Origin of the sequence: Paenibacillus medicaginis, from assembly GCF_042138635.1 — a bacterium.
Taxonomy (GTDB): Bacteria; Bacillota; Bacilli; order Paenibacillales; family Paenibacillaceae; genus Paenibacillus; species Paenibacillus medicaginis.
In genome coordinates this window covers 43,537-59,622 of the sequence record NZ_JBHIRY010000015.1, presented here as the reverse complement: position 1 = coordinate 59,622, position 16,086 = coordinate 43,537, and the positions used below count along the sequence as shown (strand labels likewise).

General features: G+C 52.9%; 16 protein-coding genes, 1 pseudogene and 1 riboswitch. Of the genes and pseudogenes, 10 read left to right on the top strand and 7 right to left on the bottom strand.

What is annotated here, in order from left to right; genetic code table 11:
- Positions 1-85: 85 nt before the first annotated feature.
- The 7 genes from ACE5LO_RS15780 to nikB form a co-directional block, all read right to left on the bottom strand.
- Positions 86-586, bottom strand: coding sequence for a GNAT family N-acetyltransferase (locus ACE5LO_RS15780; RefSeq protein WP_375520971.1), 501 nt, complete (start codon positions 584-586; stop codon positions 86-88).
- Positions 587-619: 33 nt separating this feature from the next.
- Positions 620-1,042 (bottom strand): chemotaxis protein CheW, encoded by a 423-nt coding sequence (locus tag ACE5LO_RS15775; RefSeq protein ID WP_375520970.1) that lies wholly within the window; start codon positions 1,040-1,042, stop codon positions 620-622.
- 114 nt (positions 1,043-1,156) lie between these two features.
- A complete protein-coding gene (locus ACE5LO_RS15770; RefSeq protein WP_375520969.1) occupies positions 1,157-1,951 on the bottom strand; it encodes an ABC transporter ATP-binding protein in 795 nt (264 codons plus the stop codon).
- Positions 1,944-2,855, bottom strand: a complete 912-nt coding sequence (locus ACE5LO_RS15765) for an ABC transporter ATP-binding protein (RefSeq protein ID WP_375520968.1) — start codon at positions 2,853-2,855, stop codon at positions 1,944-1,946. Before ACE5LO_RS15765 ends, ACE5LO_RS15770 begins: the two co-directional genes overlap by 8 nt.
- Positions 2,852-4,477, bottom strand: a complete 1,626-nt coding sequence (locus ACE5LO_RS15760) for an ABC transporter substrate-binding protein (RefSeq protein ID WP_375520967.1) — start codon at positions 4,475-4,477, stop codon at positions 2,852-2,854. Before ACE5LO_RS15760 ends, ACE5LO_RS15765 begins: the two co-directional genes overlap by 4 nt.
- Positions 4,478-4,493: 16 nt before the next feature.
- Complete coding sequence (nikC, locus tag ACE5LO_RS15755; protein ID WP_375520966.1) at positions 4,494-5,336, bottom strand: nickel transporter permease; 843 nt, start codon at positions 5,334-5,336, stop codon at positions 4,494-4,496.
- Positions 5,337-6,275, bottom strand: coding sequence for a nickel ABC transporter permease (gene nikB / locus ACE5LO_RS15750; RefSeq protein WP_375520965.1), 939 nt, complete (start codon positions 6,273-6,275; stop codon positions 5,337-5,339). It lies immediately after the preceding gene.
- A 177-nt stretch (positions 6,276-6,452) separates the two neighbouring features.
- A riboswitch (cobalamin riboswitch) is annotated at positions 6,453-6,646 on the bottom strand.
- A 201-nt stretch (positions 6,647-6,847) separates the two neighbouring features.
- Between nikB and brfA the strand changes: the two genes are divergently transcribed.
- The 10 genes and pseudogenes from brfA (at position 6,848) to bshB2 (ending at position 15,881) form a co-directional block, all read left to right on the top strand.
- Complete coding sequence (gene brfA, locus ACE5LO_RS15745; protein WP_375520964.1) at positions 6,848-7,063, top strand: ribosome rescue factor BrfA; 216 nt, start codon at positions 6,848-6,850, stop codon at positions 7,061-7,063.
- A gap of 67 nt (positions 7,064-7,130) precedes the next feature.
- Positions 7,131-8,033, top strand: a complete 903-nt coding sequence (locus tag ACE5LO_RS15740) for an AraC family transcriptional regulator (RefSeq protein ID WP_375520963.1) — start codon at positions 7,131-7,133, stop codon at positions 8,031-8,033.
- A 333-nt stretch (positions 8,034-8,366) separates the two neighbouring features.
- A complete protein-coding gene (locus ACE5LO_RS15735) occupies positions 8,367-9,230 on the top strand; it encodes an ABC transporter permease (protein ID WP_375521046.1) in 864 nt (287 codons plus the stop codon).
- Positions 9,231-9,272: 42 nt separating this feature from the next.
- Positions 9,273-10,166 carry a carbohydrate ABC transporter permease gene (locus tag ACE5LO_RS15730; RefSeq protein ID WP_375520962.1) on the top strand — a complete coding sequence of 298 codons (894 nt, stop codon included), beginning with the start codon at positions 9,273-9,275 and terminating at the stop codon, positions 10,164-10,166.
- Between the two features lie 190 nt (positions 10,167-10,356).
- Positions 10,357-11,619 (top strand): annotated as a pseudogene (locus ACE5LO_RS15725) (extracellular solute-binding protein); the annotation flags it as partial.
- A gap of 11 nt (positions 11,620-11,630) precedes the next feature.
- Entirely contained in the window at positions 11,631-12,608 is a 978-nt protein-coding gene (locus tag ACE5LO_RS15720; RefSeq protein ID WP_375520961.1) for an N-acetylglucosamine kinase, read from the top strand.
- Positions 12,605-13,915, top strand: a complete 1,311-nt coding sequence (locus tag ACE5LO_RS15715; RefSeq protein WP_375520960.1) for a 6-phospho-beta-glucosidase — start codon at positions 12,605-12,607, stop codon at positions 13,913-13,915. The genes ACE5LO_RS15720 and ACE5LO_RS15715 overlap by 4 nt, the downstream gene beginning before the upstream one ends.
- An 18-nt stretch (positions 13,916-13,933) precedes the next feature.
- Positions 13,934-14,704, top strand: a complete 771-nt coding sequence (bglS, locus tag ACE5LO_RS15710) for a beta-glucanase (RefSeq protein ID WP_375520959.1) — start codon at positions 13,934-13,936, stop codon at positions 14,702-14,704.
- A 154-nt stretch (positions 14,705-14,858) separates the two neighbouring features.
- On the top strand, positions 14,859-15,203 hold the full coding sequence (locus tag ACE5LO_RS15705; RefSeq protein ID WP_375520958.1) for a YojF family protein: 345 nt from the start codon (positions 14,859-14,861) through the stop codon (positions 15,201-15,203).
- Between the two features lie 18 nt (positions 15,204-15,221).
- A complete protein-coding gene (gene bshB2 / locus ACE5LO_RS15700) occupies positions 15,222-15,881 on the top strand; it encodes a bacillithiol biosynthesis deacetylase BshB2 (protein WP_375520957.1) in 660 nt (219 codons plus the stop codon).
- Positions 15,882-16,086 lie beyond the last annotated feature (205 nt).

Genomic DNA, 16,086 nt, shown 5'->3' with positions numbered 1-16,086 from the left:
GTACCCCGAGTACGCTCCGCTCCTCAGTCCCTAGCTTCATCCAACCTTCTCGGTGCTGAAAACCTGACTTTTTGAACTCGCACTTTTACGATTTTTTGTCCGTGAACAGCTGATAAAAATGCACGTCATGCCATTCTCCGAATTTCAATCCAACCTCTTGAAAAGCTCCTATGTAAGCAAAGCCGAATTTCTCATGAAGCCTTCTGCTTGCCTCGTTGCCTCCGACCAGTCCGCTAATTACCGTATGATAACCAAGTGTGGCAGCGCGGTTCAGAATATCGGTCATCAGAGCACTACCGACTCCGCACCCGCGAAAGCCGGCGTCGATATAGATCGACAATTCCGTTGAGTAGGCGTATGCCGGTTTGGCCCGGAACGGACTCAGACAAGCGTAACCAGCAACCTTGCTGTCCAGTTCGGCCACGATCAGCGGATATTTGCCGCCATGGTTGTGGAACCATATGGCACGCTCCTCCAGTGTCTGTGCCTCCAGATCAAAGGTCGCTGTGGAATGCAAAACAGCTTCGTTGTAAATCGCGAGCATTTCAGGCAAGTCCTGCAATGTGGCCTCCCGAAGTGTAATCATAAAACTCCTCCAATACGAGATAAGGGCTGAAATCTAGGCTTCGGCTTTGGACAAGGCCAGCAGTGCATCGACATCCAGCAGCGGAATCATGCTCTCCCCAGATGCCGCAAGCGTCGGAAATACCATCGGGTCAAACTTCTGCGCCCCGTCATTTTCCTGGATATCTGCTTCTCCCACCATCAGGGTGTCAGCAAATTCCTCTGCGAGAATCGCCACCTTATGCCGGCTCAGCAGAATCATTTTGTCCTGCTCCGGCTGTTCAAGTGGCGACAGGTCAAGCATCCTGCGGACATTCAGCACGGTGTGCAGCGATCCTCTTACAGTAATCATACCTTCATGCCATGGCTGGGAAAAGGGCATGGGGGTCCCCTTTTTTGCATTCTGGATTTCTTCAACTTCCTGAAAGCTTATGGCGAACGGCTTGCCGGCCAGCTTGAACAGCAGATACGGCGTCATTTATAGCACACTCCTTTGAAAAATTGTAATATGAGGCCAAGTGGCTGCTTCCCGGACATCCTCCGGATGCACGAGATGCTCTTCTATGTATATCGGCACTTTAACGATTATGGTTTATCCGTGATGAATACTGCGATTCATTAGTTTATTGATCGTCGGCACTGCATCGATCAGCTTGCGTGTATAGGGATGGAGCTCGGAGGGAACGAGCCGGCGACTGTCGGCCACAACATCTACAATCCGTCCTTCCTGCATGACTGCAATCCGTTCACAGACCTGCTGCACAACCGCCAAATCATGCGAAATAAAGATTGCACTGACCCCGGTCTCCCGGCGCAGGGAGGACAGCAGCTCCAGAATCTTCTGTTGACTGGATACATCCAGGGCTGAGGTTGGTTCATCAAACACAATCACCTCCGGGTAAATGCTGATCGCACGGGCAATCATTACCCGCTGCAGTTGACCACCACTCAGCTCATGAGGGTATCTTGCAGCCATAGCAGGAGAGAGTCCCACACGCTCCAGCTGCCTGCCGATTTCTGCTGCCATCTGCCGCCTTGGCATAAGCTTGTAGTTGAGAAGCGGCTCGCACAGAAACTCGCCGATGCGCATGCGGGGATGGAACACGGAGCCCGGCTCCTGAAACACAAGCTGAATTTGCCTGTAATGCTGCCTCAGCGCTTCGCCCAGCAGGCTTGTTACATCCTGCTGCCGATACAATATCCGGCCAGAGGTGACCGGCTCCAGGTGGGCGATGCAGCGTGCCAACGTACTCTTGCCACTTCCGCTTTCGCCGACAATCCCCAGCCATTCTCCCGGCTGCAGTATCAGATCGACCGCCTGCAATGCGGGGACATTTTTTCCGCCAGGCAAAAGATAAGTCTTGGTCAATTGCTGCAATTCAAGCATGTTCATTTTCCCCTTTCCCCGCAGCCGGTATTTCCGGCAACGGCCTCTCCGACTTGTGCAACGCATGCCATTCCGCCACTTTTAGCTCAGGTACGGCGGCAAGCAATTCACGGGTATATGGATTACGCGGCCCCTGGAGCACTTGAGCGGTATTTCCCCACTCCAGCAGTGCCCCTTCTTTCATAATGCCCACCTTATCTGCGATAGAGGCCGCAATCGCCATATGATGAGTGACCAGAATCATGCCTGTCTGCTGGTGGTCACGAAGCATCCTGAGCTGCTCCAGCACCCTGGCTTGTGCCAGCACATCCAGTGCGCTGGTCGGTTCATCCGCCAGCAGCAGCTTCGGCTGCAATGTCATCGCCATGGCAATGGCCGTACGCTGCTTCATGCCTCCGCTGAGCTGATTCGGGTAGGTCTTCATGACACGCTCCGGGTCCTTCAGCCCAATCTCTTGCAAATGCTGCAGAGCAAGCTGATAAGCCTCACGTCTCGATAGGCGCAAATGGCTGCGAATGGCCTCAATATATTGACTTTCAATTTTGCGGATAGGATTCAAATAAGCGCCGCTGTCCTGAAATACCATCCCGATCTGCCGGCCACGGATGGTTTCCCAGCCTCGTCCTTTCAGCCCGGTAAGCGAGAGGCCAGCCAGCGTAATATTTCCTGCCGTGATGCAGCCCCCAGCCCCCAGCAGGCCGATCACGGCCCGCAGCAGGGTAGATTTGCCGCTGCCGCTCTCGCCGACAAGAGCAACAACCTCACCGTGCTTCACGGATAGATTCACGTCGTGCAAGGCAGGCCGCTCATTGGAGGAATAGCTGACACTCAGATGGTCCACCCGCAGCAGCGCATCCGCCGCCTCAGCCTGATCACGGATGCTGTCAGCGGAAGCTCCCGTCATTGCTGCCACCGAATATTACGATCCAGCAGATAGAAATCAATTGGATACATCGCAGCCCCTGTAACCGAGCTCTTGCTCACAATATTGATTGGCGTGTAGGTCACGAACAGGTAAGGCGCGTCATCCAGAATCATTTGCTGCGCCTTGGCGGCAATCTCGTATCGCTTTTCAGTATCAAATTCAGAAGACAGGCTGCTGATTAACTTGTCCAGCTCAGGGTTGCTGTAACCTCCGATATTCCACTCCGCACCGGTCTTGAAGTAAAAGTCCAGAATATACTGCGGGTCTCCGGTAATGCCTGTATTGATGCTGGTCAGCGCCAGATCGAAGTTGCCGCTCTTCTGCGCATCCGTCAAATCCTCATAAGAGGTCAGCTCCAGACCAACACCAAGCTCTTTCAGCTGGGATTGCATCGCCTCCGCGACGATGGAATCGGACTCATATGAGGCATTCAGAATCAGCCGGAGGGAGAGCTTTTGCCCATCCTTTTCCCGGATACCGTCACCATCACGATCCTCATAGCCTGCTTGGCTCAGCAGCTTTTTAGCCTGCTCAGGATCATAGGTATATCCTGTAATCTGGTCATAACCAAAAGGCAGCGCCGAAGTGAACGGTCCCTTGGCTGCCTGCCCGCCTACCAGAGTACCCGCATACATTTCCCGGTCAATGCCGTAGGATATCGCTTTGCGGACTGCGATATCGCTCAATGCCGGATTCTTGTAGTTGAACCAGACAAATTGGGTGCGCAGACCCGGAATCTCATCAATCCTGTAACGGGAGCTGTCCTGGAACAAAGGCAGCTGGCTGCGGCCTACATTGCTGGCTACATCAATCTCCCCGGATTGCAGGGCCATTGCTCTGGTATTATCGTCGGCTATGTATTTGAATGTAATGCTCTGCACCTCGGCTGCACCGCCCCAATAGCCCTCATATCGCTTCGTCTCAATCTTCTGCTCCGGTGTATAGGAAGTAACCATATACGGGCCAGTGGCAATAGGCTTTTGGGCAAAAGCAGATGTATCCGCAGTGGTGTCCACGATGACAAACAAAGGCTCGGCAATGTTGCCTGGCAAGGATGCGTACGGTTCACGGGTTCGGATCGTCAGGTTCTGTCCTTCGGAGCTCATCGAAGCGATCGGGAGCGTGGACTTGCCGCGCGGGTTCAGAGAAAGAGAGCGTTCAAGCGATTTCTGCACCGCCTCCGCTGTCACCGGCTTTCCGTTATGGAAGGTCACCCCTTCACGGATATGGAATAGCCAGGTCTTATCATCCTGACGCTCCCAGCGATCTGCCAGCTTGGGAACCATCTGCATCTTCTCATTGAACTGGATAAGCGTCTCACCGATGGCCGCGCGTGTCAGCGTCCAGCCGTTCCATTCCTCTGCCGGATCAAGATTTGTCCCCAGCCAGAACAATGCCACATTCAGGTGCGTGCCTGCAGTTGCCTCATTTCCTGTTGCCGCAGACCCCGCAGCTCCAGCAGCTTGTGTACTCTCTGCACCGCCAGAGCCGGAATTGCCCGCCGTTCCCCCTCCACATGCAGACAGCAGCACCACCATCAACACCCATACAGACATACTTCCAAATCGATTCGTGTAAAAAGCTTTGTTCCGCCTATTCATTATATCTCTCCTCATGCTAGCGCTTATGTCTGGGATCAAGCACGTCACGCAGGCTGTCCCCCAGCAGATTAAAGATCATGACCGTGCAAAAAATAGCAAGACCCGGATAAATCAGCAGCCAGGGTGCGGTCTGCATATATCTTCGTCCTTCGTTCAACAGTGCTCCCCACTCCGGCTCCGGCGGCTGTGCGCCGAGTCCGAGAAAGGACAAGCCCGAGATGGACAATAACATGCCGCCGATATCCATCATCGCCATGACGATTAGCGGTGGCAGCACATTGGGCAGAATATAGCGCATCAGAATACGGACAGGCCGTGCCCCGCCGAGCGCAGCGGCAGTGATGTATTCCTTCTGCTTCTGCTGAATGACCAGACTGCGCACCATACGGGCATATTTAGCCCACCACACGACGGAGAGTGCCACTACGGTATGAATCAGACCGGGACCAAGCATACCCGCAACCGCAATGGCAAAAATAATTCCCGGAAATGCCATCAGTGTGTCCGCGAGCCGCATAAGCACGCTATTCACCCATTTGCCCGCATAACCTGCCAGAGCACCAACCGTCACGCCAATCGCAGCCACAACCGCAACCAAAATGAAGGTCATGAGCAAGGAGGTCCTTGCCCCGTACAGCACCCGTGACAGCACACAGCGTCCCAGTTGATCCGTTCCCAAGGGGTACTGCCTGTCCGGAGGATGCAGCACCTTCGTGAAGTCTGTTGCAAAGGGATCATGGGGAGCCAGTAAAGGTGCGACTATGGCCAGCACCAGCCATAGTCCGGCCAGTCCTAACCAGATGGAGAATAGCCGCTGCTGTATCCATAACTGTGCCAGTTGCTGTATCAGCATTCTCATTTATACGTCCTCTCCAAGTCTGAGCCGCGGGTCCCGGAGATGTGTCCATACATCCACGACCAAATTAATAGATACATAGATGACGGCCATCCAGATGACATAGCCCTGAATCAGCGGATAGTCACGTGCGATGATCGCCTCCAGCGCTAACTGACCCACACCCGGCCAGCCGAACACACTCTCTATGATCGCTGCGCCGCCAAGTAAAGTGCCTGCAGACATCCCGAGCAAAGTCATTAGCGGCAGCAGTGCATTCGGCAGAACATACCGCAGCATGATCGTGCCCTCCCGCACACCGCGCGCCTTAGCCCCGATCACATAATCCTGGGACATTTCCTCCAGCAGCACCGTGCGAATCTGCCTGCTATACTGTGCAATCAACGGCACAGCCAGCGTACAGGCTGGGAGGATCAGGCTGCGGACTCCTGAACGTCCCATGACCGGCAGCAGCTGCAGCTTGACTGCGAAGAGCAGCATTAGCAACAGCCCTAGCCAGAAGCTCGGCATGGAAAGCCCTGCAAAGGAAAACACACGGATAAAATAGTCCTTTGCACGATTCGGTTGCATTGCAGCTGTCATCCCTAGCGGAAAGGAGATCAGCACCACCAGCAGCAGAGCGGCACCGGCCAGTTCCAGCGTAGCAGGCATTCTGGACAGCAGGACCTCTGTCACCGGATATCCGTATTTATAGGACATGCCAAAATCACCGGTCAGCGCACGCAGGACCCATGAGCCATACCGCACAAGGAAAGGCTCGTCCAGCCCCAGCTCCGTCCGCACCTGTGCGACCAGTTCCTCTGAGGGAGTAACTCCTGTAGACATCAGCATCAATCGTGCAGGATCACCTGGCGACAGGTAGGTGAGCAGGAAGGTCAGGAACGAAATGCCCAGCAGCACGGCGGCCAGCTGAAGCAATCTGTGGACAATATATCGGCTCACGCCATTCGCCGTCCTTTCCTGAGGGTAGTAAATACTGCTGCGTAACAGCATGTTGAAAAATACACAAGCAAAAAGAGCGACTTCTCCCGTGTAGAAACGGAAAAAAAGTCGCTCCAAATAGACTGATTTTCAATGAAAATCGGACTCCTGTAACACCTTCCTATCTTCCGTAGGCATTGCTGTGTTGTCGAACGGGCAGGTCTCCTGGCTCCAGAATCATCATCCTTGCAGCGGCCTTCCCGGGTTATAAACCCAGTGGCACTTGCTGCGACTCCTCTGTTACAGTGGCGGGACCGCGCCGGTATTACACCGGACTTCCCTATTAAGCAGCCATCCTTGTAGATGGAGCACCCAGTTCCATGTATGCAGTTGATATGTTTTACAAGTGTAAAGCAGCCTCATTTCAGTATAACGGGCGGGCCTGAAATGGGCAAAGCTTTTCTGCTTCTTTTACTTTGCAGTCGGCCAGCTTCAAGACTGTGCTGTTCCATTGGACTTTTTACGTTGCATGAACATCTATGACTACGTATAGTATATATGTAAGCTATTTCTTTTAAGGAGAGTGAATGATCATGGCCCGCACCAAGACTCAAAAGGCCATAACCCAAGCAGAGCGAGCGGGAAAGCGCAGCTTTGCGGACAATCGGAAAACGAATGACCAGTACGGCGCTCTGTCGCAGCACGTACGAACTACCCCCACCAAGCTGGAAAAACTGCATAAAATCAAGCATAAAAAGCGGATCGGAGACGATGGCGCTTTTTTTCGTTTTGGGGAAAATTTGGCGTAGCTCTCCTACAGCAGGGCGGAAAGATGGTATCCTATGTATAATCCATACCGTACAGGAGTGAGCCGTCATGACATTAGCCCGCACCGGAGAGATCATTCCCAGAGAGAAAGTGAACCTGGACAAAAAATACCCGATTTACATTGCAGACACCATCGGCGTCAGCTCCCCATACCAGAAGCTGCACTGGCATGATGTGCTGGAGATCAATTATATTAAGTCCGGCTCCGGATACTACATCATTAACGGTAAAAGGTTTGAATTCCAGCAGGGAGACATTCTGTTGATTAATTCGAATGATCTGCACTGCGCGTATGAAGTGAAGGACCTTGTCATCATGGTCATTGAATTTGATATGTCCTGGTTTGTCAGCAGCCTGCGTTATGATCCGGAGATTCTTTCCCCTTACAAGGATATGGGCAGCCATTTCACCAACCTGCTTGACCGCACTTCGCCGCATATCGGGGAGCTGCGTACGCTTTTGCTGGAGATGCAGCAGGAGCATGAGCAAGCCCGTCCATCGTATATTTCCCTGGTGTATGCCCACTTGCTGCGCTTTCTTTCCTGTGTGAACCGTTATTTCCGTCTGGAAGACGCCAGACAGTGCAGCAGTGCGAACGTCAGCTCGCTTCAGCTTGAAAAAATGCGTCAGGTCATCCACGCCATGGAAGAAAAGCTTTCCCACCCATGGACCCTGGAGGAGCTTGCTGCCATTGTCTACCTCAGTCCGTCCAGGTTCAGCGATATTTTTCGCCGGGCTGTTGGCACTTCTCCCCTGGAATACCTGATTCAGCTGCGTTTGGAGCATGCGCTGATGCTGCTGGAGCAGACGCAGATGAAGATCATGGATGTTGCCATGGAATGCGGCTTCCGCAGCCTGTCCAATTTCAATCATTTGTTCAAAAAGCACATCGGCCAATCCCCGAAGCATGCCAGAATGCGGCAGCATCATACCCCCACGCTTCAAAAATAGCCATTTCCTAATAAAATATCACTCACAGTTGACACCGAAAGATAGGATTCTCCCTCATTGGGTCAATATAATTAAAAATCCAGTAAGATAACGTAACTTTACAGACGTTTAACAGAAGAAATGTATTGTTTTCGCCTTGTAAAATAAGAAGGAAAGACAGGTTGATTGACGCGGTTCTGACAAACAGAAGCCGCAGAGTTCCTGTTAAAGGGGGGGACGTTTCTGCAGAGCGGCGTTCGTACGGAGCGGCAATTGGCGGCCAACCCGGACAGCGAAGCCTATCGAAAGCCGGGACGGCTGGTCAGATTTGCCCGGCAGTGGGAAATTCAGCTGATGGTTGTGCCTGCGCTGCTTTTCATTATCGTGTTCAGCTACGTCCCGATGTATGGGGTGCTGATGGCCTTTCAGGATTACAACATGTTCAAAGGCTTTCTGGCAAGTCCATGGGTAGGCTTCAAGCATTTCGAAATGTTCTTCCATGCACCCGAGTTTTGGAAGATCATAAGGAACACTGTTGTCATCAGCCTGCTGAAGCTGCTGGTCGGTTTCCCTGCGCCCATTATTCTCGCGCTGATGCTGAACGAGATCCGCAACAGGGTATTCAAAAGGACGATTCAGACGATCAGCTATCTTCCCCATTTTCTGTCCTGGGTCATCGTCTCCGGCTTTGTCGTATCCTTGCTGTCTACAGATAACGGCAGCCTCAACATTGCGCTGATGAAATTGAACCTGATCGAAGCACCCATCAATTTCCTGTCGTTGCCCGAATACTTCTGGACCATCCTGGTGACCACCGGCGTCTGGAAGGAGATTGGCTTCGCCTCCATCGTCTATCTGGCGGCCATTGCGGGTGTTAATCCGCAGCTGTATGAAGCCGCAGCGATGGATGGGGCAAGCCGTCTGCGGCAAATCTTTTCGATCACGATTCCCTCCATTATGCCGGTTATTATCGTGTTTATGATACTCGCCATCGGCAATCTGTTGAATGCGGGCTTTGACGATATCCTGCTGCTCGGCGCAAATCCGGTGCTGCGGGACGTAGGGGATGTGATCGATACCTACGTGTATCGGGTGGGGATACAGAATTCGCGTTATTCGTATGCCACCGCTGTCGGATTATTCAAGGCGCTGATCAGTGTCGGGCTGTTGGCAGCCGCCAATTATGCTGCCCGCAAATCCGGCAATAGCCTGTGGTAAACCGGACGTGGTCCGGGAGATTCGGCAGAAAGGAGGAGATGCATGAAGCTGACCCTGGGAGACAAGGTGCTGACGTTTATCATCTATGTTTTGCTGACATTGCTCGGCTTCGCTGCCTTTTATCCGTTCTGGAACGCGGCGGTCATTTCGTTTAATGACGGGAACGATACGCTGCGGGGAGGCGTTACCTTCTGGCCCAGAGCCTTTACGCTGGAGAACTACGCGGTCGTGTTCAAAGATAAGCGGCTGATCGACGGGTTTATCGTATCGGTGCTGCGGACAGTGACTGGCACGATTTTGTCCATTGTTGCGACAGCCGTCTTTGCCTACGGCATGACCAAGCGGGAGTTGATGGGGCGCAAGTTTTATATGATCCTCTGTGTCATCACCATGTACTTTAGCGGGGGATTGATTCCGACTTATCTGCTTATCCGTGAGCTTCATCTTATCGATACGTTCTGGGTCATGATTATTCCCGGTATTATCAGCGTGTGGAACATGATTATTTTCCGGGCATTTTTTATGGGCATGCCTGACGGTCTTGATGAATCGGCGCGGATCGACGGCTGTTCGCACTGGGGGGTATTTTTCCGCATCATCCTGCCGCTGTCGGGGCCGGTGCTGGCGACCCTGTCCCTGTTTACTGCAGTCTATCATTGGAATGACTGGTTCGCCCCCAGCATCTATATCACCAATCTGGACCTGCTGCCCATTCAAACCAAGCTGCAGCAGATCCTCAATTCCAACATCATGAAAGAGCAGATGTCCCAAATGGATTCTGCGGCGGCAAGCCATTTGAACCAGATGAAGAGTGTAACCACCAAGTCGCTCTCCATGGCTACGATGATGGTGGCGACCGTACCGATCCTGCTTGTGTATCCGTTTGTGCAGAAATATTTCGTTAAAGGGGTCATGATCGGATCGTTGAAGGAGTAGCCGGTCGATTGACCACGCTTTATTTGTTCACCGCAAGTGCATACAAGGGGGAAGGTACCATGGATGGTTGGAAAAAGAACACGTTTCTGTCTTCTCTGTCAGTCCTGCTTGTCGCTATGCTCGCTTTGACCGGATGCTCGGGTTCAGGTGGCGGCGAAGAAGGTCCCGCAACTGCTGAAGGTGAACCGGTGAGGCTGGCATGCTGGTTCCGTTTGATGACTATCTCGATAAATATCCCAATCTGCAGAAATGGGCAGGAGAATCTACATTGGATATGCTGCGTTCCCCGGATGGCAAGCTGTATCAGTTCCCGAACTGGTATACGACACAGCCGAACGGCAACGCGGGTTATGTGGTGAACAAGAAGATTTATAACGAGCTGGGTTCACCTTCGCTGGAAACGACGGATGATTTTTATGCCTATCTGAAAATGGTGAAGGCAAAATACCCTGATGTCATTCCGTTTGAAGTGGGTGAAAAGGCGAATGGAGTGGATATCCTCACCACCGCCTTTGCCGAAAAACGCCCGTATTTGTTTAACAGCATGAAGGCCGTGCCAAACGGGGATCAGTTAACATCCATTTTTAAAGACCCGGCTTACCGTGAAGGCCTGCAGCTGGCGAATAAGCTGTACCGGGAAGGATTGATCACCCAGGATGCCTTTACCCAGAAACCAGAGCAGATTGAGCAAAAGATCCGCAACGGCCAGGTTGCCGTATATGCCGCATCCAGTCCGACCGAGTATGGTGCGATCGGAAATGCGATACTGTCAGCCGAAGACCCGGAGGCAGGTTATTTCATGATCTGGCCGATCCGCAAGCAGGGCCTTGATAAGAATAATATTTTCCCTGGAGATTATAAGCAGCAGGGCTGGAACGTAAGCGTCATTACCCAATCGGCGCAAAATCCGGAAGCCATCTTCGCCTTCCTGGACTGGATGACAGGACCTGAAGGGCAGCGGGTCATCATGTGGGGACCTGAGGGCACGTTCTGGGACGGTGCCGACGAGGACGAAGCTCCGCTGTTTACAGAGAAATACGTTAATGATACCAAGGCCCGTGACGAGTTCATGAACTCAACCGTGAATCTCCAGTGGGTCGGCAATACGGTGTATGTAGATAATTCAAAGATGAAGTTCGAAAAGACACTGCCGCCTGAAAAGCAAAACTGGGAGTCGCGCTGGCAGTCAGAGATAACATGGAAAACGCAGTACAATACGACGGAATTCACGAACCTTGATCCTGCCGGGGATTCAGACGAGGGCATTGTGGCACAAAGCGTGCTGGATATTTATGATAAAGCCTTTGCCGCTTCCGTCATGACCGCCAAATCTGAAGACGAGGTGCTTGCCATGCTGGATCAGGCGGAAGCGGACGCGCAGCAGGCCGGGTATGAACGGCTGCTGAAGTACAAGACAGCAAGATGGCAGGAGAATCTAAGCAAGCTGAAATAGGAGAGAGAGCATTGAACTATTACTTGGGTGTAGACGGTGGTGGCAGCAAAACCTTGGCGGTCGTGTCGAATGAGCAGGGACAGATCGTGGGCAGGGGAATGAGCGGCTGCGGCAACCATCAGGTAGGGGTAGAACTGGCACGTCGCAGCATCCGTGAAGCGGTTGCGGAAGCCCTGTTCCAGGCAGGACTTGTGAAGGAGCAGATTGAGTTTGCCATGTTCGGGCTGGCGGGAGCGGACCGCGAAGCGGACTTCCGCATCCTCAGACCGATGATAGCGGAGCTGGATTTTCCGGCCCGCGATATTGTGTGTGACACCGTGATTGGACTCAGAGCGGGCACGCGGCAGCAGGATGGCGTGGTCGTCGTGTGCGGCAGCGGCACGAACTGCTTTGGGGTCAACAAGCATGGAGAATCGCTGCAATGTGGTGGATTCGGTTATAACTACGGGGATTTTGGTGGAGGCAGCGGCCTCGCGGTAGAGGTGTTTCGGACCGTCATCCGGGCCTGGGAAGGAAGGGAGCAGCCAACATTGCTAACCGGTGCTGTGCTGCAGACGTTGGGATATCCGTCGGTGGAGCGAATGTTCCATGATTTTCTGGATCATGGCAAGGAGATACCGAGATACCTTGCCAAGGTGCTGTTCCAGGTAGCGGAGCATGACGAAGCGGCACGGCGCATCCTGCAGCGGCAGGGGGAGGAGTTGGGTATCGCCGCAGCTGCGGTGATTCATAAGCTGGAAATGACCCAGGACAGCTTTGATCTGGTGCTTGTCGGCAGTGTGCTTACCCGTGGTGACAGCCGGTACGTTATTCCTTATATCGAAAACATTGTGAAGACAGCCGCATCGGGTTGCAGTCTGCGCAGACTGGCCATGGAGCCGGCTGCCGGGGCCGTTCTGCTCGCGATGGAGCGGGCGGGGCGTCAGGTTGCCGAGCCGGTATACGAACGTCTGGATGACGGCTTGTCAGTCAGGGAGGTTGAAGCATGAGCAAGCAGTTGAAAATCGCAGTGATTGGCGGCGGGTCATCCTATACGCCGGAACTGATTGAAGGATTTATACTTAATTATGAAACGCTCCCTGTAACGGAGATTGTGCTGGTGGATATTCCGGAGGGCTTTCACAAGCTGACCATCGTGGGGCAACTGGCTGAGCGCATGATTGCTGCGTCCGGTCTGCCGATCAAGCTCAGAATGACGATGGATCGCCGTTCCGCGCTGGAAGGAGCCACCTTTGTCTCGACCCAGATGAGGGTAGGACTGCTTGATGCCCGGGCCCGGGATGAATCCATTCCGTTGAAATATGGCATGATCGGACAGGAAACGACCGGACCGGGGGGCATGATGAAAGCCCTGCGTACGATTCCGGTGCTGCTGGATCTTTGCAGGGAGATGGAAGAGGTGTGCCCGGATGCCTGGCTGCTGAACTTCACCAATCCGGCGGGAATGGTGACAGAGGCCATCCTCAAGCATTCCCGCATCCGCTCGGTTGGCCTGTGCAATTCGCCGATTGGAGCCTATAAGTGGTTGTCCTCGCTCTATAATGTGCCGATGGACCGCATCTACTGTGAATTTGTCGGACTGAACCACTTGCACTGGATTAGCCAGATTACGGTGGACGGCCAGTCCAAGCTGGAGGAGCTGCTGGGCAACCGGGAAGGTTATTCGGCGAAAAATGTTCCCCAGTTCGCGTGGAACGGTACGCTGCTGCAATCCATCGGGGCGATTCCTTCCTATTATCTGAAATACTTCTACCTGCAGCGTGAAATGCTGGCAGAGCAGATGGAAGCGGCAGCAAAAGGTGAGAACCGGGCCGAAACCGTGAAGCGTCTGGAGAGCGAGCTGTTCGAAATTTATCAGAATCCGGATTTGCAGGAAAAGCCCAAACAGCTGGAGCAGCGCGGTGGCGCCTACTATTCGGAGGCGGCCGTACATTTAATGAATTCTCTGTACAATGATTCCGGAGATACACAAACCCTGAATGTTTCCAATCAAGGGATTTTAAGCTTTCTGCCGGACGACGCCTGCATTGAAGTGAACTGTACAGTCACGAAGGATGGGCCGGTTCCACAGCCGGTGACGGTCGTTCCGGAAGCCGTCAAGGGACTGATTATGGCGGTGAAAACGTATGAGCGGCTCGCTATCGAGGCTGCCGTCACCGGCGACCGGGGACTTGCGCTTTCGGCGCTGGCCCATCATCCGCTGACCAGCTCCGTCAATGAAGCCGAACGGATGCTTGAAGACATGCTGGAGCAGAATCAGCAGTATCTCCCGAACTTTTTTCAAAAAATCCATTAAGAAATGGAGCTGTTCGTGATGCAAAAGGACAAAATTCACCAAAGATTGCGCAAAGGGATAGCGATGATACTGGCTTGCAGCAGCCTGCTGCTGGCTGTGCCGGCATCTGCGGCGGGGGCGTTTAATGAACCGTTGAATGCAGTGAATAATGATCGCTTTTACACATCGGACGGCTGGGGAAATGGTGAGGATTTCGGAGTTTTCTGGCAGGCGGACAATATTGAATTTAACAATGGCATTATGGCTCTTAAACTGGACAAATCGAACTGTCCTGCGGGCTGTAACGGAAAGCCGTATGCTTCCGGGGAGTATGCCACGAATGAGGATACGTATGGTTACGGGCGTGTAGAGGCACGTATGAAAGTAGCGAAAGGAACAGGGCTGGTGACCTCGCTGTTTACCTACTCCGATCCGACCGGACAGGGATTGAACGACGAGATTGACATTGAAATTCTGGGCAAAGACACAACAAAGCTGGAGACCAACTATTATACGGATGGTGTGGGAGAACACAGCACGGTGATCAATTTGGGGTTCGATGCATCACTTGCTTTTCATACGTATGCCTTTGAATGGTCTCCGACCTCGATCAAATGGTATGTGGACGGCAAACTGGTGCATACCGAGAATGGATCACGCGGCAAGCTGCCTTCCAGACCAGGCCATATTATGGTTAACTTCTGGGCAGGCGCCAATGATGCAGCCAAATACTGGACAGGTGACTTTGTTTATCCGGGCTCGCCTGTGCGCGCATACTATGACTATATTAAATACACACCGGCACAATAATGGAAAAGCCTTGATCAGGCTGATCATTCGGACTGCTCTTCGCGCACTCACAGGACGCGGGGGCAGTTTTTTCTTTCGTTTCCACCGCTTCTATGATTTCTATAGGAGTTTGTATACCCTGTATGCTAAAATAGAGAACTATGGAGGGGATAACATGCAGTTAATCGATCAGGAGCTGGTACAGCACAAGATTGACGCCTTAAAGGATCAGGATATATATCTGCATCTTGAAATGACCACGGGAGCGTATGCCGCCCACCGGGACAGCACCAAGCATCCTGCAGCCAACTTTATTTCCAATGCCAAAATCCGTTACTCCCACGGATCTATAGCGGGAACCCGCCCCTTCCGTGTCGGATTGAAGACAGAAGAAGGCTGGGTATATGCAGAAGGATTGACCCATTGGGACGAGCAGGAGACCGAGCGGCTTATTCTGGCCGGTCATGATGCCCAGGGCAAGCTGGTTGTGGCGCTGCAGCTGAGCAGCACGCCGTTTTGAGAGGAGATGAAGCATTCTATGAATCAGCGTATTCTGGTTATACTTCCTCATCCGGATGATGAGGCTTTCGGCCTGTCGGGAACGCTGGCCAAGCGGATTGCCGAGGGATATCAAGTGACGTATGCTTGTCTGACTCTGGGGGAAATGGGCCGCAATATGGGCGTCCCCCCTTTCGCTAATAGAGTAACACTTCCGCAGATCCGCAAGCTGGAGCTTGAGGAATCCGCCCGTGCCATCGGCATTCAGGACCTGCGTATGCTTGGTTTTCATGATAAAACCATTGAATTCGAGGACCAGGAGCGGCTGGACAGCATCATTCGCGGTCTGCTGGAGGAGCTGAAGCCGTCGCTAGTGTTTACCTTCTATCCGGGATACAGCGTGCATCCGGATCATGACGCGACAGGGGCTGCAGTCATCCGCACCATCCAGGGCTTGCCCGCAGAACAGCGACCGGTCGTGCACTGTCTGGCGTTTTCGAAAAACTGCCAGCAGGTGCTTGGACCGCCCGACGTGCAGCATGACGTCAGTGATTACCTGGAACTCAAAATGAGATCCATTCAAGCCCACCGCTCCCAATTCCAGTTCGAGGATTTCCTCGGCACCAAGAATCCGTCCGATGAGGAGATCAAGGCCCATTTTGGCACGGAGCGTTTTTGGACATACAACTTTGAAGCATAATTAGCTATATGATTAACAATCAGTCTGGTGTATGATAAAATGTAATCAAGATGCATATACTAAAAAAGAGTGGGGATGTTCGCGCATCTCCCACTCTTAGCAACAGCCGCTTTTAAGGGCGGTAGGCTGCGACAAAAGATAATGGACAGAAAGTAGACCTTTACCTTGTCAGGGGCGGCGGTCTACTTTTTGTTGTGGAACGAAA